The 26,546-nt window shown below is 54.4% G+C and carries 21 protein-coding genes; 6 read left to right on the plus strand and 15 right to left on the minus strand.

All coding sequences use genetic code 11. From position 1 onward, the window contains the following. Positions 1-138 precede the first annotated feature (138 nt). Positions 139-975, plus strand: coding sequence for a YheC/YheD family protein (locus NSU18_RS07385; protein ID WP_341020818.1), 837 nt, complete (start codon positions 139-141; stop codon positions 973-975). Positions 976-1,023: 48 nt separating this feature from the next. Here the strand turns inward: NSU18_RS07385 and NSU18_RS07390 are convergent, their stop codons facing one another. The 5 genes from NSU18_RS07390 to NSU18_RS07410 all read right to left on the minus strand — a co-directional run bounded on the left by NSU18_RS07390 (position 1,024) and on the right by NSU18_RS07410 (position 7,099). Beyond that, positions 1,024-1,731, minus strand: coding sequence for a response regulator transcription factor (locus NSU18_RS07390; RefSeq protein ID WP_341020814.1), 708 nt, complete (start codon positions 1,729-1,731; stop codon positions 1,024-1,026). Beyond that, positions 1,728-3,473: a sensor histidine kinase gene (locus NSU18_RS07395; protein ID WP_341148676.1), complete on the minus strand. Its 1,746-nt coding sequence runs from the start codon at positions 3,471-3,473 to the stop codon at positions 1,728-1,730. The genes NSU18_RS07390 and NSU18_RS07395 overlap by 4 nt, the downstream gene beginning before the upstream one ends. A 96-nt stretch (positions 3,474-3,569) precedes the next feature. After that, positions 3,570-5,147: an ABC transporter substrate-binding protein gene (locus NSU18_RS07400; protein ID WP_341148677.1), complete on the minus strand. Its 1,578-nt coding sequence runs from the start codon at positions 5,145-5,147 to the stop codon at positions 3,570-3,572. Positions 5,148-5,216: 69 nt separating this feature from the next. Further along, entirely contained in the window at positions 5,217-6,098 is an 882-nt protein-coding gene (locus tag NSU18_RS07405; RefSeq protein WP_341020807.1) for a carbohydrate ABC transporter permease, read from the minus strand. Between the two features lie 17 nt (positions 6,099-6,115). Beyond that, complete coding sequence (locus NSU18_RS07410; RefSeq protein ID WP_341020805.1) at positions 6,116-7,099, minus strand: ABC transporter permease; 984 nt, start codon at positions 7,097-7,099, stop codon at positions 6,116-6,118. A 415-nt stretch (positions 7,100-7,514) separates the two neighbouring features. Here NSU18_RS07410 and NSU18_RS07415 point away from each other — a divergent pair, with 415 nt between their 5' ends. After that, positions 7,515-8,351 (plus strand): AraC family transcriptional regulator, encoded by an 837-nt coding sequence (locus NSU18_RS07415; protein ID WP_341023256.1) that lies wholly within the window; start codon positions 7,515-7,517, stop codon positions 8,349-8,351. A gap of 33 nt (positions 8,352-8,384) precedes the next feature. After that, positions 8,385-8,690 (plus strand): hypothetical protein, encoded by a 306-nt coding sequence (locus NSU18_RS07420; protein ID WP_341148678.1) that lies wholly within the window; start codon positions 8,385-8,387, stop codon positions 8,688-8,690. Between the two features lie 9 nt (positions 8,691-8,699). Here the strand turns inward: NSU18_RS07420 and NSU18_RS07425 are convergent, their stop codons facing one another. The 9 genes from NSU18_RS07425 to NSU18_RS07470 all read right to left on the minus strand — a co-directional run bounded on the left by NSU18_RS07425 (position 8,700) and on the right by NSU18_RS07470 (position 20,494). Beyond that, complete coding sequence (locus NSU18_RS07425; RefSeq protein ID WP_341148679.1) at positions 8,700-9,338, minus strand: hypothetical protein; 639 nt, start codon at positions 9,336-9,338, stop codon at positions 8,700-8,702. Positions 9,339-9,757: 419 nt separating this feature from the next. Further along, on the minus strand, positions 9,758-10,846 hold the full coding sequence (locus tag NSU18_RS07430) for an endo-1,4-beta-xylanase (protein WP_341020802.1): 1,089 nt from the start codon (positions 10,844-10,846) through the stop codon (positions 9,758-9,760). A gap of 40 nt (positions 10,847-10,886) precedes the next feature. Beyond that, positions 10,887-12,407, minus strand: a complete 1,521-nt coding sequence (locus tag NSU18_RS07435; protein WP_341151000.1) for a glycoside hydrolase family 43 protein — start codon at positions 12,405-12,407, stop codon at positions 10,887-10,889. Between the two features lie 170 nt (positions 12,408-12,577). Further along, positions 12,578-14,497, minus strand: a complete 1,920-nt coding sequence (locus tag NSU18_RS07445; protein WP_445321793.1) for a carbohydrate-binding protein — start codon at positions 14,495-14,497, stop codon at positions 12,578-12,580. Between the two features lie 203 nt (positions 14,498-14,700). After that, positions 14,701-15,762 (minus strand): ABC transporter substrate-binding protein, encoded by a 1,062-nt coding sequence (locus NSU18_RS07450; protein WP_341148680.1) that lies wholly within the window; start codon positions 15,760-15,762, stop codon positions 14,701-14,703. A gap of 89 nt (positions 15,763-15,851) precedes the next feature. Further along, positions 15,852-16,820: a galactofuranose ABC transporter, permease protein YjfF gene (gene yjfF, locus NSU18_RS07455; RefSeq protein WP_341020798.1), complete on the minus strand. Its 969-nt coding sequence runs from the start codon at positions 16,818-16,820 to the stop codon at positions 15,852-15,854. After that, positions 16,810-17,850: an ABC transporter permease gene (locus NSU18_RS07460; RefSeq protein WP_341148681.1), complete on the minus strand. Its 1,041-nt coding sequence runs from the start codon at positions 17,848-17,850 to the stop codon at positions 16,810-16,812. The genes yjfF and NSU18_RS07460 overlap by 11 nt, the downstream gene beginning before the upstream one ends. A gap of 7 nt (positions 17,851-17,857) precedes the next feature. Then, on the minus strand, positions 17,858-19,381 hold the full coding sequence (locus tag NSU18_RS07465; RefSeq protein ID WP_341020794.1) for a sugar ABC transporter ATP-binding protein: 1,524 nt from the start codon (positions 19,379-19,381) through the stop codon (positions 17,858-17,860). Between the two features lie 72 nt (positions 19,382-19,453). Then, complete coding sequence (locus tag NSU18_RS07470) at positions 19,454-20,494, minus strand: ABC transporter substrate-binding protein (RefSeq protein ID WP_341020792.1); 1,041 nt, start codon at positions 20,492-20,494, stop codon at positions 19,454-19,456. 270 nt (positions 20,495-20,764) lie between these two features. On the opposite strand from NSU18_RS07470, the gene NSU18_RS07475 reads away from it, so the two are divergent. The 3 genes from NSU18_RS07475 to NSU18_RS07485 are packed head-to-tail and all read left to right on the plus strand — an operon-like array spanning position 20,765 to position 25,121. Beyond that, entirely contained in the window at positions 20,765-22,567 is a 1,803-nt protein-coding gene (locus NSU18_RS07475) for a cache domain-containing sensor histidine kinase (protein ID WP_341148682.1), read from the plus strand. Positions 22,568-22,569: 2 nt separating this feature from the next. Further along, positions 22,570-24,162: a response regulator transcription factor gene (locus tag NSU18_RS07480; protein WP_341148683.1), complete on the plus strand. Its 1,593-nt coding sequence runs from the start codon at positions 22,570-22,572 to the stop codon at positions 24,160-24,162. Then, positions 24,159-25,121: a sugar ABC transporter substrate-binding protein gene (locus tag NSU18_RS07485; protein ID WP_341148684.1), complete on the plus strand. Its 963-nt coding sequence runs from the start codon at positions 24,159-24,161 to the stop codon at positions 25,119-25,121. The genes NSU18_RS07480 and NSU18_RS07485 overlap by 4 nt, the downstream gene beginning before the upstream one ends. A gap of 3 nt (positions 25,122-25,124) precedes the next feature. On the opposite strand, the gene NSU18_RS07490 is transcribed toward NSU18_RS07485, so the two are convergent. After that, on the minus strand, positions 25,125-26,480 hold the full coding sequence (locus NSU18_RS07490; RefSeq protein ID WP_341020783.1) for a hypothetical protein: 1,356 nt from the start codon (positions 26,478-26,480) through the stop codon (positions 25,125-25,127). Between the last annotated feature and the right edge of the window lie 66 nt (positions 26,481-26,546).

The following is a 26,546-nucleotide window of genomic DNA, read 5'->3' on the forward strand; positions in this document are numbered from 1 at the left end:
ACGCAGCCCCCGGATGAATACCTTCAATAATCTATGTATTCATCTGCCTGTGTGTTCGGCCCCGGGGCATCCGCCCAAGCCAAATCCGGCTCTGTACCGTACTATAGCCTATTAGAGTCCATAGAACGGGGGAGCAGCATGAAGGAGCAAATCAGCCGCATATCCAATAAATTAACGAAGACAACGGTACTGGCGAAGAAGGCTGAATTAAAGCGGCATATCCCGGAGACCCGAAAATTAAGCCGGAGAGTACTCCAGGCCATGCTGCAAAACCATCAAATGGTCTATATTAAGCCCTGCTGCGGTTCGTTAGGCGAAGGGGTCATACGGGTTGAACAGCGGATGCTGCGGAGTGGTAGCCGCACTGGCGGAAGCGAAGCTGATTCGGGGACCACGTGGTCATACCGCTATCAGGCAGGGACAAGGATACACACATTCAGTAATTACAGCGAGGCATATCAAGCCCTCCTGGCGGAGACCGGGGGCCGGTCCTATCTGGTGCAAAAGGGCATCCGGCTGCTGACTTACGGCGGACGGCCGTTTGATATCCGCGTGATGGTACAGCGTAATCCTCAGGGGAAGTGGGAGGCTACAGGAGCGGCGGGACGCGTGGCTCATCCGCAAAAGGTGGTTACGAATGGCAGCCAGGGCGGAACTATCTATCCGGTGGAGACGCTGCTGAAGGCTTACACCCGTTCCGGGAAGCGCAGCGATCTGCTTGCCGAAATGAACAGACTTGGCGTGAATTGCGCCATCCAGTTAAGCTCTGCCTATCCCGGACTTAAGGAAATCGGCCTGGATTTGGCCTTGGACCGGAGGCTGACTCCCTGGATTCTGGAAGTGAACACCGCCCCCGATCCTTGCCCGTTCACCAAGCTGAAGGATACCTGGATGCTGGAGAGGATCGTCAGATACGGCAAGGCCTACGGGCGTACCTACAAGCTCAAGTGCATGAAGGCCAAGAGGGGCGTGTAGGTACAGCATGCCCCATCCTTGCGCCCGGTCTCCGGCCGCACGCAAGCTTCAGTGATTGTCACGGTAAGCTCCCGGGGTGCTGCCGGTGTATTTTTTGAACACCTTGTTGAAGTAATGCTTGTTCTCATACCCGACCCGGCGTCCGATCTCGACTACCGGCAGATCCCGGTGGAGGCTTAGCAGCTTCTGTGCTTCCTTGATCCGGGTAGTATTCAGGTAATTGACGAACGTATCGCCGGTGACCTTCTTGAACAGGCTGCTGATGTAATTCGGATGAAGATTCATCAGCTCGGCCAGATGATCCAGCGACAGGTCATTCATATAATTCAGCCGGGTATAGGCAAGAATCCGCTTGGCATGGGGCGGACAGTCCGTACTGTTCATAGAGGGAAGATTCCGGTTCACCCGACTTAGCAGCCGGGCTACCTCCTCCTTATCCACCGGCTTCAGCAGGTAGTCCACTACTCCGTAGCGGAGCGCCCGGCGGGCATATTCGAAGTCATCATGTCCGGTAAGAATAATGAAGCGTTCACATAAACCGTTCTCCTTCGCCTCCTCCATCATCTCGAACCCGTTCTTCTCCGGCATATGCAGGTCCGTTACCGTCACATCCGGCATATACTCCTTCATAATCTGAAGCGCCTCGAAGGCGTCACCCGCCTCGCGGATCTCCGCTCCGGCCGGCGCGGCTCCGCCAATCACCTTCACCAGCCCTCCAAGGATAATCGGCTCATCGTCTACGATCAGAATTCTCATGCTTGCTCTGCCGCCCCTTTCGATAGGATGATGGTCAGGCTGGTCCCCTTGCCCTCCTCACTCTCAAGTACCAGCCGTGAGGACCCGCCATAAAATGATTTAATCCGCTCGCTGACATTATACAGGCCCACGCCTCCCTCCGCCTCTTCCTGAGTATTCATCTCTTCCCCGCGGGATAACCGGGCGCGAATAAGCCGCACCTGTTCCTCAGGAATACCAATACCGCTGTCGGATACACTGATTCGGATCTCCTCCGCCGTCTCCTTGGCCTGAATCAGAATATGGACCGGCCGCAGCGTCACGGCAGCTCCGTGAATAATACTATTCTCGACCAGCGGCTGAAGGATGAATCTTGGACAGATCAGGGTCTCGGCAGCCACAGCGACATCGACCTCATAGGTGAGTCTTTTTTGCAGCCGCATTTTGTGAATATTAAGGTAAAAGACCACCGTCTCAAGCTCTTGGGAGAGAACGGTATGATCGTCCTGTGCGGACAGGCTGTAGCGCATCAGCTTCCCGAACCAGTAAGAGATCTCCGCCACTTCCTTGTCGTTGTTCGATTCGGCCAGCATGCGGATGGTCTCCAGCGTATTATAGAGAAAATGCGGCTTGATCTGGGCCTGAAGCACCTTGTAAGCGGCTTCCTTATTGCGCAGCTCGGCCCGGTGGACATTGTTGATCAGCTCATCCATGCGCAGGAGCATTGAATTATAGGTCTCGGTCAGGAAGCTGATCTCATCCCTGCGGCCCGGCTTATCCTCCTTGCTGACCGACTGCTTCAGGTTGTCATCGTTCAGATTGCGCATATGCCTGGCGAGCCGGAGAACGCGCTTCGTAATCGTTGAAGCCAGTGAGTAATAGGCGAACGACAATAACGCAAGCAGCACCGCAAAGGTCGTAATCATCACCAGCTCCTGGCTCCGGATGGAGCGGAACACCTCGGATACCTTGCCGATGACGGCGACACGTACACCCAGTTCCTTCATATATAACTGATTAACAATGACCTCCCGGTTGATAAAATAGGTCTGTGCTTCTCCCGAGGCCAGTCTTCTCCAGGTGGCATCGTCCACCGCTGCGGGAATGCCTTCCCGCTCCAGCGGTTTGCCCTCCGGCGGCAGAAGCAGCGCGGTCCAGTCCCCTCCGCCGGTCGCCCGGTAGAACTTGCGGATCAGCTCGCTGCTGACCCGCAGCTCCAGCAGTCCCACAATTTCGGTAAAGTCATTGTTATATATATTCTGATAGAACACCAGCGGGGGCGCTTCCACCTCAGGATCGGGAATGATCCACTTCCCCTGTCCCGGCAGCAACAGGCGGGCAGCTCCTGCCCCCTGTGCATCCAGTGACGACAACTCAAGCAGCCGGTCTGTGATTGGCAACACCCCCTGCTTGGTCAGATAGATTCTGAACGACTCAATCTCAGGACTGATATTCAGTGATTGAATAATGAGCGGATTGATGTAACGGTTGTAGGCATATACACTCTCAGCGTCAGACTCATAGCTGCCGTCCAGATAATCGGTGACATACGGATTGTATTGCAGCATCCGCTGCGTGGAATCAATCCGGGCCAGGTCTGCCTTCATATTGGCATAGGCCTGCTCCAGAATCTTCTGACGGCTCTCCACAAACTGGCCGCTTACAGAGTCGTAGATCTTACTGTAATAATAGTAGCCAAACGCAACTACCGGAATAAAAATCAAAAGGATATACCCTGCTATCATTTTGCGTACAATGCTCACGGCGGTCTGTCCCTCCGGTGCCTGACTTGTGTTCTCTAATCCTATCATGAACATGTAAAACCCGGTAGAGACAGGTCTCTACCGGCAGGAATTCGCTTATTCGAACAATGCTTTCTTCTTCTGATAGGTCTCATTCGCCCAGTCGGTAAGCTTCTGCAGGCCGATGTTCTCCGCATTCTTCAGCATATTCTCATAGGCAGCTACTGCAGCTTCCTCCGATTCAGCCAGATAGATTTTGACCTTCTCATTCTTGACCATCTCATCGATCTTGGTCTTAATGGTCTTCTCCTGTGAATCCGGCTGGGTCTGGATCAGCCCGATCTCAGGCTTGTAGATGCGGACCGACTTCAGATCCATCAGCGCCTGGGTCTTCTGCAGATCAGGCACGTAGGACAGCATTCCCTCTGTGACCCCATCATTATAGAGATACCACCACTTAATGCCGTTGGTGTTCACAAAGTCGGCATCGGACGGATTGTATTTGAAATCAGGGTGGCCCTCTTCATTCCAGGTCCAGTGCTCTCCTTCGACACCGAACATCGTCAGCTTCTTGCCTTCATCGCTTGCCAGATACTGAATGAACTTGATTGAGGTCTCGGGGTCCTTGTTCTTCTTGGTGATGAAGGTTCCGGCGAAGCCAAGCCCGGAGCTGACTACCTTGGCATCCTTCGACAGCACGCTTGGCAGCATTTTGAAGGTGTAGTTGCCTTGATTGTTCTTGATCTTGATGTTATCGGAATCCGCCGTGGTTACAGTATAGCTGTGGGCAAAAGCCTTGCCGTTCGTGGCATACTGGTCATCGATCTGGTCATTGGCCAGAGCGAAATTCTCAGCCAGGATATAGCCATTGCGGTACAGGCTGTTCATGAATTTGAAGAAATCGAGCATCTTCGGCTGCTTGATCGCATATTCCACTTTGCCGTCCTGCTCATACCAGCCGTCCAGCAGCGTCTCTGTGCCGAACTGGGCCAGGAAATACTGCTCGATCCAGTCTTTATCCATGATCAGCGGAACCATATCAGGGTATTTCTCCTTGACCATCCCCAGCACCTTGACGAAATCGTCCAGGGTCTTAATCGGCGGATTGCCCAATTCCTTCAGAATATCCTCGCGGACCGCGATGCCCGGGTTGCCGTCGCTGCCCAGAGAATATTTGCTGTTCTTCATCTCCTCCTCGGTAGCGAAGGAGTTGCGTACGGTGTAGAATTTGCCGTCATCCATCGTATGGATGGCAATCCGTGTCTTGTCGATTTTGAAATCCGGCGCATACTTCTCGATCAGCTCATTCCAGGAATAGGAGAGCTTCGAGTCGGATAAGCGGTCAATATTGGAGTAGGTGAACACCAGATCAGGCAGATCGCCCGAGGCAATCATCAGCGGGAGCTGCTTGTCATCGGTGGCTACCGTGACCTTCAGCTTCACGCCTGTTTTCTCTGTGATTTTGTCGGCAACCGGTCCCTTCCATTCCGTTACGGGATACCAAGGCGCATCGATGAAGAGGCTTAGCTCCTTCACCTGTCCGGGCTGGGCGGTTGCATTCCCGCCTGCGGCGGCGTCCGGGCTGCCGGACGGGGCGGGCTTATCGGTATTTCCCCCGTTACCGCCGCAAGCGGATAACACTACGGCCATTGAGAGTGCGGCTGCCACGATCTTGAAGCTTCTGCTTTTGTTCAAGCGAATCCCTCCATGATTGAAATAATGAGCTGTATGAGCGATGGAACATTTGAACACTGAGGTACTGTCCTAGCCTTTTACCGAACCCAGCATGATTCCATGTACGAAATACTTCTGCAAGAACGGGTACACACAGATAATCGGCACAATCGACACGACCATTGAGGTCACCTGTAAGGAAAAGCTGGTCACCCCCGCCGAGGCGCTGTTCGCCACCGCAATGGAATCCATCGGGGAGTTACTCTTGTTGATGACCTCCATCATGCGGAAGGCCAGCGTGCGCAGCTCCTCGGACTGGACGAAATAGGCTGAATCCAGCCAGGAGTTCCATTGCCCGACCCCCATGAACAAGGCCATTGTCGCCAGTACCGGCGTCGAGACCGGCAGGATAATCCGGAAGAATATCGTAAGCTCCCCGGCCCCGTCCATATGCGCTGACTCTTTTAGCTCACCGGGAATTTCACGGAAGAATGAGATCGCAATGAGCAGGAAGAACGTGCTGAGCATGGACGGGACAATGTAGACGGCGAACGAATTGAGAAGGCCCAGTGAACGCAGCACCACATAATAAGGAATCAGTCCGCCGGAGAAGTACATAGCGAATACAATCACTGTGAAATAGACCTTGCTGAACAACAGATCCCGGTGTGATAAGCCGTAGGCGACAATGCTGGTCAGCAGCAGTCCGAGCAAGGTACCGGAGACGGTCCGCAGTACGCTCACCAGGAAGGCCCGCACCCATTTGGGATCATCCATGAACATCCTGTAATTCTCAAGGGTGAAGTTCCGGGGCCACAGGTACACCCCGCCAAGCAACGAATCTGAGCCTTTATTAAATGATGCTATTAACACATAATAGAACGGGTACAGCATAGTAAGCATGATAATGAACAAGGCTGCATAAATCACGCTGTCAAACACTAAATCCTTCTGTCTCTGGCTCTTGAGCATAGCCTTCCCTCCTCTCTCTAAAACAGACTGGAGCCCGATACCCGCTTGGCAATATAGTTACTGGAGAAAATCAGCGCTACCGAGATCACCGATTGAATTAAATCGATCGCTGCTGCATAGGAGAACCGTCCGTCACTTAAGCCTACCCTGAATGCGTAGGTCTGGACGATCTCAGAGGTGGGATTATTAATGCTGTTGCCGAACAGGTAGGCCTGCTCGAAGTTGGAGCCGACCAGTCCGCCGCCGAGAATGCTCCCGATGGTCAGTACCAGGACAACTACGATGGTTCCCTTCATCCCCGGCAGGGTAATATAGCGGATTCGCGCCAGCCTGCCAGCACCGTCAATCTCTGCGGCCTCATAGAGCGAGGGGCTAATCCCCGATATTGCAGCCAGAAAAATAATCGTCCACCAGCCCATCTCCTTCCAGACCGCGCTACCTACCGCCAGCCCCCAGAAGTAGTTAGGACTGGTCAGGAAACCGAGTGGTTCATCCACAAATCCCATCGCCAGCAGCGCCTTATTGACGACACCGACATCGGTGGACAGGAAGGCATACGATACGCCGACCACCACGACCCAGGAGATGAAATGCGGCAGATAGCTGATCGTCTGCACGAACCGCTTGAAGGCCATGTGCTTCACTTCGTTCAGCATAATCGCCAGCAGGATCGGCGCCGGGAAGGCAAAGATGACCTTCAGCAGACTAAGAACCAGCGTATTGCGGACCAGCTTGCCGAACTGATAGTCATGGACGAATTCATCGAAATACCTCAGCCCGACCCAGTCACTCGTGAAGATTCCCTTGATGCCGCTGGAGATGCTGTAATCCTTGAACGCCATCAGAATGCCGAACATCGGAGTATACGCGAAGATCAGCAGATAAACCATGCCTAGTCCAACGAACAAATGCAGTACTTTCTGTTTTTTAAACCGCTTCCATAAAAACGACCGCCGGCCTCCGCCGGTTCCAGGACTTCTTGGCTGTGTTTCCAATTCCATATGCGCTCCTCCCTCGTACCTTTAGTTTACCTGCAAGCGGCGGGGCGCCGTAAGTTCACATTCTTAAGAAAGCGTTGTCATTTTTGAATACGCTTCCTTTGTTTATTTGTTGTATTCGTCTTATAGTATAGAAGACAGACTTAAGATTTGAACTTGAAGCTTGGTCGTCACTGCGGTGAACATTTGGACTTCCGGCCGCTGTTGTCTTTGGATTTCCTGATTGTAACCGCTCTTCGCGGTAGAAATCCGGTGACTAGCTGATGCTTACGATGCGAGCTTTCCTGCGGAAAGCTTTCAGGCGGTCGCTACCGCTCCTACAGTTCCAAATTTCCCCTCCGCTTCTTTTTGCTTTTCGTTAATTTCTTTAGTGCTTCTAATAACAGAAGCTCTAAGATGAAAGATACAGGTGCCGACTATGAACTCTATGGAATACGGACACAGTGAAGGTCCAATAGTAAAAGGGAACGGGTACAAGCCCCCCAATCTGCATAGATGGGGACCCGGCGTCCGGGATGTATATGCGCTGCATTATATCGTAAGCGGCAGAGGTTACTTGAAGACCGGCCAGGCGGTATACCCTGTGGAGACGGGCGAGAGCTTTATGATTTTTCCGCAGACGGAGGTGTATTATTATCCTGATCCGCAGGACCCGTGGGCGTATTGCTGGATTGAATTCAGCGGGGCGGAGGCTCTGCGCTTGCTTGCTATGATTCATATCTCACCGGAGCAGCCCGTTGTAACGGCCGCCCCGCAGGATTTCAGGGTTATGTTCGAGCAGGTCAAGGGGTATCAACAGGAGCCGTATGTAAGGGAGCGCTCGGATGCGGCGCTTCATCTGCTGCTGTCGTATTACATGGAGTATTATCCGAGTGAGCAGGCCAGTCTCAAGAAGGACTATGTAGGGTCAGCGAAGGCCTATATTGAGAGTAACTATTGGAAGTCTTCCTTGTCGGTGCAGGATGTGGTGGTCTATGTGACGATTGAGCGCAGTTACCTGTTCCGGCTGTTCAAAAAAGAGACAGGCCTCTCCATCTCCGGCTACCTGACCACCGTACGCATCCGGCGGGCCTGCGAGCTGCTGGCGGAGTCGCGGCTGTCGGTGAAGTCATTGTCTTACTCGGTCGGCTACCACGACCCGCTGTACTTCTCGAAGATATTCAAAAAGGTTACTTCTTACACGCCGTCACAGTACAGAAAGGTGTATAGGGAGGGGACGGTTTCCCTTCCAACGGCGGATGGGGGTGGGGCGTGAGAATGGCGGGTGCGGGGAGAAGCTGCCTGTGCGGTGAGCGTTGGCGGGCGCAATGTAATCGGTTTTCCGATTACATTTCCGTCCACACCTCCCGTCCGGCGCAATGTGATCGGTTTTCCGATTACATTTCCGTCCACACCTCCCGTCCGGCGCAATGTGATCGGTTTTCCGATTACATTTCCGTCCACACCACCCATCCGGCCCATTGTAATCGGTTTTCCGATTACATTTCCGGCTACACCACCCATCCGGCGCAATGTGATCGGTTTTCCGATTACATTTCCGGCTACACCTCCCACCCGGCCCATTGTAATCGGTTTTCCGATTACATTCAGGTGACGCTGTTTTTCAGACCAGATCTGGACTTTGAATTGCACCTATGTACTCGTAGTATGTAACTCGTGGAGATATCTCTCTCGCTACAGGTCGGAATTTCCTCTTATCCACCAGCATACGGCTGTATTTAATAATTGTGGTGTAGTGTAGCTCAAGCTCTCGCGCAGCATCGCCGGGACGAAGGACACGATAGTTACGGATAGCTAACCTCATCAAATCCCGTTCAATTCTGGAATATGATTTCTCAGTGCTACTATTAGCCGTTCCTGCCAACAAATAAGGAGACATAACGTTCCGCAGCGTGGAGAGGACGAAAGACGGATTCTCTTTCATCTCATCCAGCGAGATATAGAGAACCATGTAGTCCTGGGATTGCAGGAAGAGACCGCGATTCAAGTCCATCCGGTATTTGCTCCGGTCCGTTCCATGCGATCCGTAATCCATAATCTCAAATGCAACACGCGAAGAACCAACCTTCCACAGTAAATCGATAAAATAGGATCTGCCGCGCCAGTCCTTAACTTCATATTCAGGATGGAGTCCGTTAAAATGTCCGGTAAGCGGCCACCATACACATTCAACAAATAGGCGGTTACCATAGCTATGCCCCCGCTTAAGTGCATCGAGCCGCTCCCCCTTTCTTCGTTTCAAATGCTTGCTTAACCATTAGTCATGTTCTTCTGTAAACCCCACTCTAATTCCCCCGCTCAGCTAATGAGATTAATCTCTAAACGCACAAAACCCCGCCTCCTTCTGCAAGAGAAGAGAGCGGGGCATTCTTTGCCACGTTTAATATATCTATTACTAGTGTGCCACTTTTGCTCAGCGAAAGCAAGATGAAGATCACAAAACGCCTTACGATCCAACTGCACACTGCCCATTGTATTCGGTTTTTCGCATACATTCGATCCCCCCCCCACCTCCGCACTGCCCATTGCATTCGGTTTTTCGCATACATTTGGCCCGCGCGATTCTACACTACCCCTCCCACCAAAAAAGGGCTGCTCCCGGCGCATTACGCCATGGGAGCAGACCTTAAGTAATGTTACATACCTCGTGCCTGTCTCAGCTTACTCGGCCGGAGCGGGTTCCAGCACCGGCTGGAGGTCGAGCTGAGGGTCTGGCTCAACCACACTGTCCGGTTGGATCAGACTGTCAGTGATCGTGAGGTCCTGGGCGTCAGTGGTTTCCATCAGGGCTGATGAGCCGCCCAGATATTGCTTCAGCCACTTCAGGGCAGGGCGCTCTGTGCCGTTGGAATTCACCAGATGGGTACCCGATGCCCAGGTCTGATTCTGGATGTAGCCCCACAGGGTTACGCCCTTAACGGAAGGATGGTTCCAGAGCACAGGGAATTTCTGTTGGTATCTGGCAAGCTGGGTGTTGTCATCACCGGTAATATCCAGCTCGGAGACATAGATAGGCAGGCCTGTAGCAGCAAGCTTATTGAGCACGGTATTCATAGTGGAGACGCTGACGTTATCCATATTGAAGTAGTGGCACTGAATGCCGATTCCGTCAATCAGTCCTCTGGATTTCAGGATATTGATAATGTTCACGTACTTGTCGGCTGCACTGGGGTCACCGATAATGCCGTATTCATTGATCAGCAGCTTGGAATTCGGAAACGCCGCACGGGCTTGCTGGAAGGACCAGATGACCCAATCCCAGCCGGTGCTTCCGTCGCCGCCGATGGCATTACGGTACGAGGGCTTGGCATGCAGCGGTTCATTGACAACATCCACGAAGGCTGATTTTGCCGCATAACGCTGCCCTGCCTGAGTAATGAATGAGCTGATCTCCGCCTTCTGCTCCGCTGCCGGTAAGCCGGCGACCCAGTTAGGCTCCTGGCTTCCCCAGACCAGGGTATGGAACTTAAACGGGATGTTTTTGCTAATCGCATAGTTATAGATCATGTCCGCATTGCCCCAGTTCATCTGGTTGCGATTGCCTTCAATGGCTCCCCATTTGGTGCCGTTCTCAGGGGTGACCTGATTCCAATAGGTGGTGAAGTTACTTGGTGCACTGCCTGCAATGATATTCCCCAGGAACTTCGATCCATTGGTAATTGCTGCGCTGGCATTGCCTGCCATCACAGAGGTGAGCAGGACACTCGCTAGGGCGAGCCCGCCCACAACCTTTTTAATTCTGTTCTTCAATTGAATACATCTCCTTTTTCTTAATGGACTTAAAGCGCACCTATTCCAGGCGCAGATAATCAAAATCAGCATAGCCGCCCGCTGACTTCGTCGCATAATTGAACAGCGCAAACCGGTAGCCCATAAAGTGAGGCAGCGTATAAGACATCTGCAGCGTATTCCCTATGGATGTCCAGTTGTTGCCGTCCAGACTATAGGAGAAGTACGCCTTATCCGTCTGATTGGTGAAATCGCAGAGCACCTTCAGATAGACTCTGTTCTGGCTGAGCGGCACACCCGCCACTTCAGTCATGGACCCGGAGCTGGCGTTGACCATCACAATGGATTTGGAATTGCCGGACATTTTCACACCGACGAAGCCGTATTTAGCCTGAAAAGCAGCCAGTCCGGCAACATCTCCGTCCTTCATCCCGCCCGTTTCCAGGGCCGTCACGCCTGTGCTCTTCGGCCCGAACGTCCGCTGGGTCAGCGTGTTCCGGGCATCCAGCAGGCTTGTACTTACCTTGCCGGTGGTCAGCCGCATGAAGCCTTGGCGCTGGGTCAGCGACCACTTCGAGTTATCGGGGTTGTGGTTCCACTGCCAGACCTTGGCTAATCCGTTTCCACCCGAAGGCGCAGTGAACTCGTCCGATGCATACACTTTCTTAACCGGATACCCTTCAACAGGCAGATTCAGAGTCCGCGGCGCCTTACCCCCGCTTCCGAAGACCGGCCAGTTGCCGGACCAGGTTACCGGCACCAGATACGGCATCCGTCCAACCGCCCCGCTATCCCTGAAGAGCATCGCGTACCAGGAGCCGGAAGGCGTGTCCACGATGCCTCCCTGGGCAATGCCCGAGTCGTTCAGCGAGACCTGACCTGTGTAGCCTCCGGTTAAGCTGGTGGAGCGGTAGGTCAACTGAGTGCGTCCGCTTCCCGAAGGCCAGCAGATCAGGAACACATAATAATAGCCGTTGATCTTCTGGATATGCGCGCCCTCGGCCTTCACAATGAAGTTCGAACCGGCAATATTGCTGGAATTCGGGATGATAACCTGACTGATTCCGCCGGACTTAATAGCCTTGGCATCTGCCGTCAGCTCAATCAGGCTGATGTTATCCGCCCCGTACACCAGAAAGACCCGGCCATTGTCGAACAGCAGCGAAGCATCGTGATAATAGCTGCCGAGGACCGACGAGGTCCAAGGGCCATTTTCAATATTCGAGGTCTGATAGATATACGTCCGGCCGGTTGAATTGGACCCGAAGGACACATAGTAGATCCCGTTATTGTATCGCAGGCTGCTGGCCCAAGAGCCCTTGCCGTACTCATTCTGTCCGTTGTTCAGATTCTGCGCATCCCCGTTCGCATACGTATCGTAGACATAATTCACGATCTCCCAGTTCACCAGATCATAGGACTTCATGATAGGAACACCGGGGGTCATATGCATGGTGGTGCTGGTCATGTAATACACATTGCCTACCCTGATGACATCATTGTCCGGGGCATCTGCATAAATGAACGGATTCGTAAAGGTAGCAGCAGCCGCCGTAGAAGGATTGAACAGAATACCGAGCATGAGCGAGATTGCCAGCAGGTACAGCCCTGCCTTTTTAAAAATAGAAGAATTTATATGTTGCACACGATAACCTATCCTTCTATTTCCCGATGAAACTGTACCATCCTTAAAAAGGACGGCAAAGCCGTTTCTACTTGCCATAGCATCCCTCCTCCCGTATGCTTACCTCGTCACTGGTTCCATTCAATATAATCCACATAGGCATCCCAGCTTCCATTATCCGTGGTTACGACCAGCTTGACTTCCTGATTGCCGGTGGCGTGGGCCACATTGGTCAATGTCTGTACCGAGGGCGTTGTGCCGCTGAAATTGAAGGAGCCAACGTTCACACCGCCGATCAGCAGATCCACCCGCGCCGTAGAGGAATTGTTGGAAGCCCCCCGGACCGAGAAGTTATGCGTGCCGTAGGCATAATACTGATTGAACGATACAGCGTCATCATTCCCGTACAGCGCCACTCCGCTAAAAGGGGAAGTGATCTTGCCCGCATAGGTTCCGCTGAGCGTCATGTCCTCCGCTTCCACCTTGCTCACCGGAGGAGGTGTTGTGCCGCCATCGCCGCCCGTCGAGAACTGCCAGTAATCGAAGTTGAACAGATTGCCAGAGCCTGATCCGGTAAAGACCAGATAGAGTCTGTGCACCCCTGTCGCATTGCTGACCGTAGTCTGTACTTCCTGCCAGGACTGCGCTCCTCCTGTATTTGGAACATTCAGCGTGCCGACCAGCGGGCCGGTTGCGCTGTCGAGCCGGATTTCGATCTTGCCGCCGCCTGTGGCGGAAGCCACATTCGCCTTGAAGCTGGAAGCGCCAGTGCCGAAATCGGCATTGCCCACGGCAACCCAGTCTCCATTGTTAATATTGGTCACATTCATATTGCCTACCGGACCGCCGGAGGCCAAGGAGCGTTCAGTGGTGATGCCCGCGTTCCAGCCGATCGTCTCGGCTTCGACTCTGTTATACGGATTCAGATTGGCAATCTGGGCGATGCCCGCCATATTTCCCTGAACCTCCTGAATGGTTCCGTTGGAATTATGGACCAGCTTGTTGATATGCGGAGAGCGGTAGCCCTTGCCGTCTCCGAGTACAGCCTTTGCTACAGTCTGGGCATGGTACACCACATACCACTCATTATTGAAGTTGAACACGGCATGGTGGTTGTTGCCGCCTACCCCGAAGAAGGTGTACGGATTCTTCAGGAAATGTCCGGTGTACGTAAAAGGTCCCATCGGACTGTTGCTGACCATGTACCCGATTTCACCTGCCGGATAGGCAGCCGGGTGCGTGCCGGAGAAGTTGAAGCAATACGAGTAATAATATTTGCCGCCGTACTTATGGATGCCCGAATCCTCGAACATATAGGGAGCATCAATAGTGGAGGCGCTTCCAACAATGCTGGTCATATCCGCACCGAGTCTCAGCACGCGGGCTGTCTTGGGATTCGCGATAGATGCCGGGTCGGAAGTGTTGGGGATGCCCCCGCCCGCATACAGATAGCCGCTGCCGTCGTCATCGACCAGTACCGCCGGGTCAAACAGCCAGGTCACCCCGGACATTCCCGGCGTGCTGCCTGTCACCAGTGCTTTGCCCAGCGGATCGGACCATGGGCCAATCGGAGAGTTGGCTGTCAGTACCCCGATGCCTGATGCACCGTTGGCGAAGTACAGGAAGAACTTGTCCTGTCCGTTGATTTTCTTCACGGCGGCTGAAGGCGCCCAGGAGAGCGAGGCCCATTTGGCAATGCCCGCAGAACCGTTGACATTGTTGGCTCCGGCTACCGGAATGGCGCCATGGTCTGTCCAGTTCACCATATCTGCCGAAGAGATGACATTGATTTTGTTCAGTGCGCTGAAATCATTGTCCTTCACGGTTCCGTTGCTGTTATAGACATAAGCATCACTCGACATATAGATATAGACTCTTCCGTTATACGTCAATGCAAAGGGGTCGGCACCCAGCTTGTGGTCCATCAGCGGATTGGAATTTCCCGGCTGTTTGGCTGTGGCGTTCCCTGCCGCCTGAGCAGACAGCATAGGCAGACAGCCCAGCAGCAGAACAAAGGTCATCGCAAGCACCGAGAGCTTTTTGAACATTGGCATTCTCCTCCATTACAATTTGTGTAAACCCTTTCAATCGGATGCGTTACATATGCCGGAAGCTCACAATCCTCCCCTCCTATTGAATTACTTGAATGAATCTACTAATATTTGTTATTCGAGATCATCTTAATATACTTCCGCCCAATGAACAATGTAGATTTTTGTTTGAAAAGTTGAAATTTTTTGGTTTTTATGTCTTAATATTTGCGGTTGTTGATCTCCATAGCAGCCAGCTCACGGGTGTATATATCCTCCGGGGTCACCATCCGCTTCGGCAGAGTCCGGCCGGCCATAATCTCCTTCACGGCCTGCGTCAGCAGCGGCCCCAGCAGCGGATTACATTCGACCACAGCGTTGATGCTGCCCGCCACCATCTGCTCGAACGCCCGCCGCGTCCCGTCCACCGACACAATAATAATATCCTCCCCCGGCACAAGTCCGGCCTCCTTAATAGCCTCCACCGCGCCAATGGCCATATCGTCATTATGGGAATAGAGCACCTGCGGCCACTGCTCCTTCGGCTGCTGCAGGAAGGTCTTCATCACTTCATGACCGCCGCTGCGTGTGAAATCCGCCGGTGCACTGAGGGTAATCTGCAGGTTCGGCTGATCGTCCAGCATCTTGCGGAACCCGCGTCCGCGGTCGATGGACGGTGTTGAGCCTACGGTTCCCTGCAATTCTGCAATGCGGATCTCACCGTTGTGATGGCGCATCTTGTCTCTCACATATTTAGCCGCCTTCACTCCTTCTTCATAGAAGTCAGAGCCGATGAACGTGACATAGAGCGAGCTGTCCGGTACATTCACTGAACGGTCCAGGATAATCACCGGAATTCCGGCCTGCTTAATCTCCAGCAGAATCGGCTCCCAGCCGGTCTGCACCACAGGCGCAATGGCAATCACATCGACCCCGCTGCGGATAAAAGAACGGATGGCCTCGAACTGCTTCTGCTGATCCTGCTCAGCATTCTTCAGCAGCAGCGTAATCCCCGCCTCCTCGGCGGCTTCGCGGATCGATGCGGTGTTCGCTTCCCGCCAGGTGCTCTCCGAACCGAGCTGGGAGAAGCCCAGCCGGGCCGGCTTGTCTGCAGCGGTCTCTGCTGTGGAGGGCAGCAGGACTGTAAGCGCCGGAGGAGAAGGCTCAGGTATGGGCAGCGCCTGCGGCCTGCCGTTATTCCCGCCACCCGTACAACCGCCCAGCAGCATCAGTGTCAGGACGATGCCCAGCAGCACAACCAGGCATTTTTTTACTGTTCGCACGCAGATTCCCCCTTCCGTATGATAGCGATTACAATTATATAGCAAAAAAATGGAGAGACAAGTATAATTTGTCTCTCCATGCACAATACCTATTCTTTTAAGGTCAGCCGCCTGGAGCTTAGCACCCGCTGCAGCAGGATGAAGATGAACAGCAGCAGACCGATGACGATCTTCGTCCACCAGGAGCTGAGTGTGCCCTCGAAGCTGATAATCGTCTGAATCACGCCCTGGATCAGTACCCCGAAGAAGGTACCCAGCACATATCCGACCCCTCCGGTCAGCAGCGTGCCGCCAATGACAACCGCCGCAATCGTGTCCAGCTCGAAGCCGACGGCATGCAGCCCGTACCCCGACAGCATGTAAAAGGTGAACACCACACCGGCCAGCGCCGAGCATAGTCCGCTAAGCGTATAGACCAGCACCTTGGTTCTCGCCACGGGCAATCCCATCAGCAGCGCTGATTGCTCACTGCCTCCAAGGGCATACACATTGCGCCCGAACCGGGTATAGTGAGCCGTGAAGATAGCGGCTGCTACGACAAGTATCGCGATAACAGCGCTAATGGAGAGGAAGCTGCCGCCCGGCAGCGGAATCCGCGTCTGCGCCATGGCGGTGTAGAAGGTGTTATCAATGGTAATGGTATCGATGCTGATAACATAGCATAAGCCCCGGGCCAGGAACATTCCGGCCAGTGTGACGATGAACGGCTGGATGGCGAAATAATGGATAATTGCGCCCATAATGGTACCAAATACGGCGCCCATCAGGAGTACAAGCGGGATGACCACGGCGGGCGGCCAGCCCTGCTGCTGCACGAGGCTCGCCGAGACCATTGTGGATAACGCAATCACCGAGCCGACAGACAGATCGATGCCTCCGGACAGGATGACGAAGGACATGCCCACCGCCGTGATTAGCAGAAAGGCATTATCCACCAGCAGATTCATCAGCACCTGAAGGGAGAAGAAGCCGGTGTACCGGAAGGAACCGGCAGTAAACATGACAATGAACAGCAGAATGGTGACAACGATCGGAATATACTTGCGGTTAAGAGGCATGACGGCTCATCTCCTTCTCAGCGGGGTAATGCCGCGACTTCCAGCGCGCGGCAATCGCGGCGCGGAAGGTGTCCGACTGGATCAGGCAGACGGCCAGGACGACACAGGCCTTAACAACCAGCGTAATCTCCGGCGGCACACCGATCATATAGATGGTGGTGGTCAGCGTCTGGATAATCAGCGCTCCGATCACGGTGCCGGTCAGATAGAAGCGGCCGCCGTTCAGCGACGTTCCGCCGATGACCACGGCCAGAATAGCGTCCAGCTCATACCAGAGACCGGCATTGTTGCCGTCAGCGCTGGAGACATTCGAGCTGAGGAGCAGGCCGGCGATGCCGGCGCATAGGCCGCAGAACACATAGACGGCCAGGATAACTAAGTGGGCACGGATGCCGGACATCTTGCTGGCGGCCGGATTACAGCCCACCGATTCAATGAACAGGCCGAGGGCCGTCCGCCGGGTAAGCAGCAGGGCAATCACCAGAACCAGCGCTACGACAAAAATAGAGAAAGGCAGCGCAGCCAGTGAACCGGACCCAATATACGCATACTTAGTACTGGTTACCGTAATAATTTGTCCGCCGGTAATGAGCTGGGCGATCCCTCTTCCCGCGACCATCAGAATCAGTGTGGCTATAATCGGCTGAATCCCGGCCATGGAGACCAGCAGTCCATTCCAGGCCCCCAGCATCAGGGACAGGCCTGCGGCCAGCAGCACCGAGGTCAAGATCAGTCCCATACTGTTCTCATCCGCTCCCCTGCTGATGCTCAGGCAGGCGATAGCGCCCGAGATGGCTACTATGGAACCGACCGACAGGTCGATCCCCTTGGTAGCCACTACGAGCGTCATCCCGATAGCTACCAGGATCAGCGGCGCACCGAAGTTCAGTATGTCGATCAAGCTGCCGTATAAATGCCCGTCATGGACGGTGATGGAGAAGAAATCCGGCGAATAACACAGGTTGAACAGCAGCAGCACAGCCAGTACGCACAGCGGCCAGAATAAATGATGCTTCATTACTACGCTCATGATTGGTTCAGCCTCCCGCAATCGCCTGCATAATCTGCTGCTGGCTCATGTCCTTCTCTGAAATTTCCTTCACCTTGCGGCGGTCGCGCAGAATGGCGATCCGGTCGCTGACCCGCAGCACCTCATCCAGCTCCGAGGAGATGAACAGGAACGACATCCCCTGCCGGGAGAGTGTCAGCACCAGCTTCTGAATCTCTGCTTTGGCTCCGATGTCGATCCCCCGAGTCGGCTCATCGAGGATGAACAGCTCCGGCTCTGTCAGCAGCCAGCGGGCCAGCAGCACCTTCTGCTGATTGCCGCCGCTGAGGTTCTTAATCAGGTGGTCCGGGCTGGGAGGATTGATATTCAGCATGCGGATGTATTCTCCGGCCAGCTCTTCCTGCCGCCCACGCGGGATCGTCTTGAACATGCCATCCTTGGCCTGGAGCGCCAGAATAATGTTCTCTCTTACCGTCAGATCGCCGATGATCCCCTCAGTCTTGCGGTTCTCCGAGCAGAAAGCGATCCGCCGTCCTATGGCCTCCCGGGGCGAGTGCACCCCGCCGCCGGATGACGGCAGGATCACTTGCCCGAAGTCCGGCTTGTCGGCACCGAACAACAGGCGGGCTGCCTCCGTCCGCCCGGAGCCGAGCAGTCCGGCCAGTCCGACGACCTCTCCCTTGCGGATATTCAGGTCGAACGGCTCGATTCCGCCCCGGCGGCCCAGCCCTTCCGCCCTCAGCAGCTCATCGCCCAGGCTGTTCTTGTCCTGTGCCGCAAGCGTTGGCAGCTCATCCAGCAGATGAAGCTCCTTGCCGATCATCTTGAGTACGAGATCCAGGCGGCTTAGCTCGTTCGCCATGTATTCACCGACCAGCTCGCCGCCACGCAGAATGGTGACCCGGTCGGAGATTTCATACATCTGGTCCAGAAAATGCGTCACAAACAGGATCGACAGCCCCTCCTGCTGAAGCTTCCTCATAATGCGGAACAGCTGATCCACTTCGTTCTGATCCAGGCTTGAGGTCGGCTCATCCAGAATCAGCACCTTCGCCGAGATATTCAGCGCTCTGGCAATGGCAACCAATTGCTGAACTGCAACAGAGTAGCTCTGCAGAGGCAGGGTGACGTCGATATGCAGATTCATCCGTTCCCGGAGCAGCTCCGCTGCCTGCAGGTTCATCTGCTTCCACTGGATGCAGCCGAACCGCCGCGGCTCCCGGCCGATGAAGATATTCTCGGCCACGGTCAGGTTGGGGCACAGATTCACCTCCTGGTACACGGTACTTATGCCCGCAGCCTGTGATTCCTGCGGGCTGCGCATGGAGATGGAGGTGCCCTCCATCTCCACAAGGCCTTCATCAATCGAATAGACGCCGGTCAACACCTTGATCAAGGTGGATTTACCAGCGCCATTCTCGCCCATCAAGGCATGCACCTCGCCGGGGAACAGGCGCAGACTCACATCTGTCAGGGCTTTCACCCCCGGAAACCGCTTATGTATCCGGGTCATTTGCAGTATGGGCTGCTGTGTGCTCAAGGCTATATCCACTCCTTATTCTCCATAGACAACCGCTCCGGCGGTTCAAGGACCGCCGGAGCAAGGTTTCTTTTGGCTTGCTGATTAATACTGGCGGCTAGGCAACGCTTCCTTGGCCTGCTCGGAAGTGAAGGTGGTCTCTTCAGTCACGATCCGTGCCTCTACCGGCTTGCCGTCGACCACATCCTTAACTACCTGCATCAGCTGAGGTCCAAGCAGCGGGTTACACTCGACGATGAAATTGATTTTACCTTCACTGGCAGCCTGCATTCCGTCCTTCACGGCATCGACAGAAATAATCTTGATATCCTGGCCCGGCTTGAGGCCTGCCGCTTCAATTGCTTGAATAGCCCCCAGCGCCATATCGTCGTTATGGGCATACAGCACATCAATTTTCTTATTGGCCTTCAGGAAGGCCTGCATGACTTCCTTGCCCTTGGCGCGGGTGAAGTCGCCGGTCTGTGAAGCAATAACCTTGAGGTGCGGGTTATCCTTAATGGTCTCGGCAAAGCCTGCCATCCGGTCATTAGCCGGAGCAGAGCCTGTAGTTCCCTGCAACTCTACAATATTAACGTCCCCGGAAGCATCCTTATACTGCTCGCTCAGCCACTTCCCTGCCTTGCGTCCTTCTTCCACGAAATCGGAGCCCAGGAAGGTAACATACAGTGAGGTATCCTTGGAATCTACCGCACGGTCTGTCAGAACAACCGGGATACCCGCCGCCTTAGCCTCCTTCAACACCGTATCCCAGCCGGATTCCACTACCGGAGAGAAGGAGATGACATCGACCTTTTGCTGGATAAAAGAACGCAGTGCCTTGATCTGATTCTCCTGCTTCTGCTGGGCATCCGAGAATTTCAGCGTGTAGCCCGCTTCCTTGGCTGAATCCTGGATCGACTTCGTATTCGCGCTGCGCCAGCCGCTCTCCGCTCCGACCTGCGAGAAGCCGAGCGTGATGTCCTTGGCCTCTTTGGTGGCATTGGCCGCCGGCGCCTTCGTCGCTGCACTGTCTGTCTTGCCCGCATCCGCCGCCGTGTTCCCGCCGTTATTGCTGCTGCATGCCCCTAACAGGGTCATAGACAGCGCCAGGGCAAGCACAGCCCCCACTTTTCCAAGCTTTTTCATATCTCCTTATTCCTCCCCCTTGACGTTCACCATGTTCCGGTGTTGTGCCCATTATAGAACGCTTACAGAAGGGCATTATACGGGCAGCCTTTGGCGTTTGCTTTCTAATTTTTGGCTTTTTCCCTCCGAATAGGTATTTTAGTGTACTTTTTTATTCAAAAGGTGGATATTTTGTTTGCGCTTTCTTTTTTGTTTCGGTATTCCAGTATTTGTTATAAAATAAAACATAGGAACGGCATCTACTCTATTTGTGAAAGGGAATTCCCGATAATGCGGATTACACGCTGGATCTCCTCCAGTCTTAGAGCCAAACTGCTGGCTTTGTTCATAGTGCTGTCCACCATACCGCTAATTGCCGTCGGCCTCATTTCCTACCAGAAATCCTACCAATCCATCTCCAGTCACAGCAAGGCTTCAAGCATGCTTCAGGCCGATATGCTGGGAACGAATATGGATAACCTGTTCAAGGATACCGAGCGTCTGCTGGAGCTTAGCAATAATCCTCAGGTCATCCACTTTCTGTTCTCGCAGTCGGAGACCTATCAGGAGGCCAAGGACATTCTGCAGACCTTCACCCTCTACCGGGACACCTACAAGTATGAGAATGTGCTCAACATCTGCCTGATTAATCTGTACGGCAAAGGCATCAGCGAACGCCGGGGAATCTTCCAGTCCGCCAGCAACCCGCTGCGCAATCCGCATTTCCAGGCGTTATCCCAGAATCCGGAGCTGATCCTCCGGGTGCCCCCGCCGCTGATTACCGGCTATGACCGGGTAGACGGCTTCACCTACGGGGATACGGGCGTGATCTCGATTATGAAGGCGGTCAAGCAGCGGATTACTCATGAAGTCATCGGCTATATCATTGTGGATTTGAACGATTCCTTCATTAAAGAGTTCTGCGACAAGGTGACGATCGGCACTACCGGATTCTTCTACCTGCTGGACGAGCAGAACAATCCCCTCTACGTCCCTCCTGTGCGGGCGGGAGAACTGGCCGTTATTCAGGACAACCTGATTCCTGCGGGGGAACGCGGCAGAAGCGGCAGCTTCGTGCTTCAGACGGGCGGCCCGCCCCGGTTCATCGTCCATACCTCGTCGCTGGCGACAGGCTGGACGATTATCGGCATAGCGCCGCTGCAGGAGATTGTGGCCGAGGCGAACCGGATCAGACAGCTGATTATTATCAGCGTGGGGCTGAGCATTATTTTTGCGATCACGCTCCATTATCTGCTGACCCGGCGGCTAACCCGGCCCATCCAGCTGCTCCAGCACAAGATGCGCCTGACCGCAAGTGGCTATCTGGAAGCCAAAGTCAAGCCGGACGGTACCGATGAGATCGCCGATCTCGGACAGAGCTTCAACATCATGGTCGAGCAGATCAAAGAGCTGCTGGCCCAGAGCATCCGTAAGCAGCAGCAATTACAGAAGGCAGAGCTGCGGACGCTTCAGGCGCAGATTAACCCTCATTTTCTGTATAACACGCTGGATTCTATTGTCTGGATGGCTGAAGCGGGGAATCACGATGGCGTGATCCGGCTGGTGAAGGCGTTGTCCGCGTTCTTCCGGCTTAGCCTCAACAACGGGCGCGACTGGGTACAAATCCGCTCCGAGCTTGCCCATGTGCAGAGCTATCTGATTATCCAGCAGATGCGCTACCACGACATCCTGGAGTTCAAGGTGGAGGTGGCGGAGGAGCTGCAGGAGTATCCGATACTGAATATGACCCTGCAGCCGCTGGTTGAGAACGCCCTGTATCACGGAATTAAGAATAAGCGGGGCATGGGACTGATCCGCATTGGCGGGTACACCGACGGCGGCACCATCATGCTTACGGTCTCGGACAATGGCATCGGCATTCCCGACGTGCGGCTTACAGCGTTGAGGGAATCGGTAGAGCATCCCATCCAGTCGGAGGAACCCGAGGACACCGGCCAGGGCGGCTTCGGCCTGCAAAATGTGCATCAGCGGCTACGGCTGTACTTCGGGCCCGAATATGGTATCCGTCTGGACAGCTCGGAAGGCTATGGCACACAGATTACGGTTCGCATACCCAAGAACAGGGGGGTCTAGTGATGAAGAAGATTATGCTTGTGGATGACGAAATCCTGATCCGCGAGAATATCCGGGAATGCATCGATTGGGAGAAGGAGGGCTTCCTCTATTGCGGTGACGCTCCCGACGGGGAGCTGGCGCTCCCTATCATTGAAGCGCAGCTGCCTGACATTCTGATTACCGATATCAAAATGCCGTTCATGAACGGCCTGGAGCTTACCTCTGTCGTCCGCCAGAAATTCCCGCAGATCAAAATCATCATTCTCAGCGGCCATGATGATTTCCAGTATGCCCAGAAGGCACTGCGTCTGGGGGTGGAGGACTACTGCCTGAAGCCGTTCAGCGCTGCCGACCTGCTACAGCTCCTGCGTAGCGTCAGCGCCCGGATTGATGAGGAACTAAGGATCAGGCACAAATATGCCTACACCCCCGAGAATCTGTTCGCGGATCTGTGCGGAGGCCTGATCAGCACCGCTGCCGCTTACGAAGCGGCGGCCCAGCTTGAACTGCAATTAACAGCTCCTTACTACGCCGCCGCTGTATTTACTCTGCAACCTATGGAGGAGTCTCCGGAGCCTCCCCCCGCTTCACCGGATGCTGAGGCGCTGTTAGCGGGTCTGCTGAAGGAGGCGGCTGACAGCTTCATCTACAAGCGCAGCCGCACAGAGACGGTCCTGATCTATAAAGGCAGTGATCCGGTCCAGATGAACCAGACCCTGGATGACCTGTGCGCGGCTGCGAAGCAGCGGCTGAGGGAAGGCTGCGGGCTGGAGCTGTCCGTCAGCCGGGGCAAGGTCTGCGAACGTCTTCAGGGCATTCACCTCTCCTATCTGGAGGCCGAGAATGACCGGATGTTCAAGCAGATGTCCAGAATGCATTCCGCAGCCATGCTTGAGGCGTATTATGACCCTAGCGCCCATGGGGTTCTGCTCGACAGAAGCCGGCTGGTCCAGTTCCTGAAGTCAGGCGACCACAGGCAGATGTCCGGCTTCCTGCTGGAGCTGTCCAAGGAGCTTGAGCAAATGAACTGGAACTCAGGATATGCCTGTTATCTGATGAATGATATCACCCTGGAGCTGGTCCAGACGGCGAAGAACGGGTTCCGCGCAGCCGCGGGCCGCGCCGGCATCCTCCAGGAATTGCAGACACAGCTGAAGCAAATCTCCAGTAGTGATGACGGCATTCAGTATCTCAAGCAGTTATACGAGCGGCTATGGGAATGGCGTTCCGAAGGAGCAGACAAGCACCGTGAGCTGATTGACCGGGTGAAGCAATATATCCTTGAGCAATACGACAAGGAGCAGCTCTCCCTGAATGACATTTCCAAGGTGGTCAGGGTCAGTCCCAGCCATCTGAGCAAGACCTTCAGTCAGGCGACCGGGCAGACCATCACGGAATTCCTGACGGCTACACGTATGGACCGGGCCAAGGAGCTGCTGAAATCTACGGGGCACAAAACCTTTGAAATTGCCTATCTGGTCGGCTATAACGATCAGCATTATTTCTCCAACCTGTTCAAAAAAGTAACGGGGATGACGCCCATGGAATTCCGCAGGCAGGGAAATACCGGGGAGCAGCTGCACACGTTCCGCAGAGGGGCGGGAAATGCGTGAGCGTGAACAGGCTTCGGGGATGGTCTGTGGTTCTTCTGCTGCTGACGGCGGGCTTCCTGCTTGGCGGCTGTCTTAAGGCATCAGGAGCAACGGATACTCCTCAGATAGCCGCGGGAGAGCCCCCGGCAAGCACAAGTGAAGAACCGCCGCTGACCTTCGGCATTATCTACCCTATGGTGAATGCCACTTACGAGATGATCACCGGAAAAGCGGAAGCGGTAGCCCGGAAGCATAACGTAGAGCTGCTGGTGCAGGCTCCCGATGAAGCCAATCTGGAGCAGCAGATCCGCATCATGGAGATGATGATTAAGCGGGGGGTAGACGGCATTGCAATTGCTCCGGTGGATTCGCAGGCGCTCACCGCGATAATTAACAAGGCGGCCGCTCAAGGGATACCCGTGGTCTGCTTCGAATCGGATTCGCCTGTCAGCCGGAGAACGGCCTATATCGGGGCGGATAACCGGGCAACCGGCGCAGTGATGGGACAGACGGTGGAACGTCTGCTAAGCGGCAAAGGAATGATTCTGGTCGAGTCCGGGATGTCCCGGATGCAGAGCACCCGGGAACGCCTGCTTGGACTTGAAGCTTATCTGACTAAGCATACGGACATTGATGTACTGGAGATCCGCCACAATGACGGCAGTGAGGAACGGGCTGCCGGGCAGCTGGAGCAGATGATCTCGGACCATCCCCATTTCAGCGCGCTGGTCAATCTGGATTTTGTCTCCAGCACCAGCTCTGTCCTGGTCTGGAAGGCCAAGGGGCTGAAGCGTTATAACCTCGCCCTCGGCCTCACCCCTGCCTTGCAGCAGGCGCTGGATAACGGCCAGATCACCCGCGTAATCTCACAGAACGAGCAGAACTGGGGCGAGGATATCATCAACACGCTGCTTTTACTGTCCAAGGGCACAGACACAGCCCAATGGATCAACTCGGACATTGCGATTATTGGGGAGTAGCCTTTAATAAGCCCCGGCGCTCAGCTTCAGAATCGTGCCGGTGGAAGCCGGAATGACATCCGCGTAACTCCCCAGTCCGAAATAGAAATCACCACCCTGTTCCTCGAAGGAACGGGCGAAGGTATCCCGGCTGAAGCGGAAGACTTCACTCCAGCCCTCCCCGCCGGCAGCGAAGCTGACAGCATTTTTGCGGTAGACAACATTGGTATATTGTCCTGAAGCCTCCTTTATATAACCAAGCACATATACCGTCTCTCCGCGATCCAGAATATCCATTGGCACTACAGCAGAATCAGACAACCGTTCCTTGCGCACACTCTGGAAGTTAGCTCCGGCCGAGAACAATCCCTGCGGAATCGATTGATGATCGTTATAGATCACCCCGGCAATATAGAGCAGCCGGTCGTTCACCGGGGTCGTGCGCAGAAGCTTCAGCCAAGGCTGGCCGCTGACACCGGGAACATTCACTTCACCGGGTTTGGTAACGAAGCTGAGCCCCGGAAACAGCTGGGTACTGGTAAATGTCAGCTTGGACGTCTGAATTCCCCCGCTTGTGCCCTGCTTAATGGAGGTCATATATCCCTTCTCATTCGCAATCCCCTGGGTCTTCCCTGCCGTAGCCGAGGAAGCATACAGTGTGTCGCCCAGCTCGAACAGATTGTACGCACGCATAATACCATACTGGGAGACCGACCCGAAGCGGGTCCAGCTTGCTCCCCTGTTCGAAGACACGTAAATCAGGGGGCCTTCGTTAGCGCCCAGTGCTGCGTAGAGCTTGCCTTTGTAGTACGCCATGTCGTACACATGGATACCTCCGGGAATGTTCATGTATTGATCCCAATGATCCCCGTTCAGCCGGTAAAAATTCCCGTAAGCCCACCCGGGTACTCTGGAGTCATGCCCGGGAATATACAGCTCCCCGTTCAATACCTTGAAGCTGTCGATCTGTTCATCCATGACATAGACATTGGTGGTCACCTTGCCTGTGGCCGGGTTCGTATACGTAACATCCTGCACAGAGAATTTATTCTGGGCAAGATCCCAGTAGTAGATTGGAACCGGCCCCGCATTGGGCGAAGGCGCATTGTTGCTGCTGTTGCCGTGACCCAGATAGATTTTGCCGCCAAAAAGCTGCATGTCCCAGACATTACGCGCATAAGCCGCTTTCTTGAACGGGCTGCCCAGCACGGTAATGGAAGAACTGACGTCGACAGCAGCCGCAGCCGCAGCCTCTGTACCTGTAACCTGTTCACTCCCGGCAGGCGAAGCCAGCACCCGCCCCCCTCCCGCATAGGATACAGCACCCAGCAGCATAAGCCCCGCACACAACCGGCTTATAGGTTTTATTACTCCACGCATAGTAAATCCTCCTAATCTTTGGAATGAAGCAATGATAAACTAATTATTTGTAAAAAAGAAGATATA

Origin of the sequence: Paenibacillus sp. FSL H8-0048, assembly GCF_038002825.1 — a bacterium.
Classification (GTDB): Bacteria; Bacillota; Bacilli; order Paenibacillales; family Paenibacillaceae; genus Paenibacillus_AQ.

Excerpts from the sequence above, each read along its gene's own strand:
- NSU18_RS07385 (WP_341020818.1), top strand. The coding sequence starts at position 139 with ATGAAGGAGCAAATCAGCCGCATATCCAATAAATTAACGAAGACAACG.
- NSU18_RS07390 (WP_341020814.1), bottom strand. The coding sequence starts at position 1,731 with ATGAGAATTCTGATCGTAGACGATGAGCCGATTATCCTTGGAGGGCTG.
- NSU18_RS07405 (WP_341020807.1), bottom strand. The coding sequence starts at position 6,098 with ATGCTCAAGAGCCAGAGACAGAAGGATTTAGTGTTTGACAGCGTGATT.
- NSU18_RS07410 (WP_341020805.1), bottom strand. The coding sequence starts at position 7,099 with ATGGAATTGGAAACACAGCCAAGAAGTCCTGGAACCGGCGGAGGCCGG.
- NSU18_RS07415 (WP_341023256.1), top strand. The coding sequence starts at position 7,515 with ATGAACTCTATGGAATACGGACACAGTGAAGGTCCAATAGTAAAAGGG.
- NSU18_RS07435 (WP_341151000.1), bottom strand. The coding sequence starts at position 12,407 with ATGCTCGGTATTCTGTTCAATCCTTCTACGGCGGCTGCTGCTACCTTT.
- NSU18_RS07445 (WP_445321793.1), bottom strand. The coding sequence starts at position 14,497 with ATGTTCAAAAAGCTCTCGGTGCTTGCGATGACCTTTGTTCTGCTGCTG.
- yjfF (WP_341020798.1), bottom strand. The coding sequence starts at position 16,820 with ATGCCTCTTAACCGCAAGTATATTCCGATCGTTGTCACCATTCTGCTG.
- NSU18_RS07460 (WP_341148681.1), bottom strand. The coding sequence starts at position 17,850 with ATGAGCGTAGTAATGAAGCATCATTTATTCTGGCCGCTGTGCGTACTG.
- NSU18_RS07470 (WP_341020792.1), bottom strand. The coding sequence starts at position 20,494 with ATGAAAAAGCTTGGAAAAGTGGGGGCTGTGCTTGCCCTGGCGCTGTCT.
- NSU18_RS07475 (WP_341148682.1), top strand. The coding sequence starts at position 20,765 with ATGCGGATTACACGCTGGATCTCCTCCAGTCTTAGAGCCAAACTGCTG.
- NSU18_RS07480 (WP_341148683.1), top strand. The coding sequence starts at position 22,570 with ATGAAGAAGATTATGCTTGTGGATGACGAAATCCTGATCCGCGAGAAT.
- NSU18_RS07490 (WP_341020783.1), bottom strand. The coding sequence starts at position 26,480 with ATGCGTGGAGTAATAAAACCTATAAGCCGGTTGTGTGCGGGGCTTATG.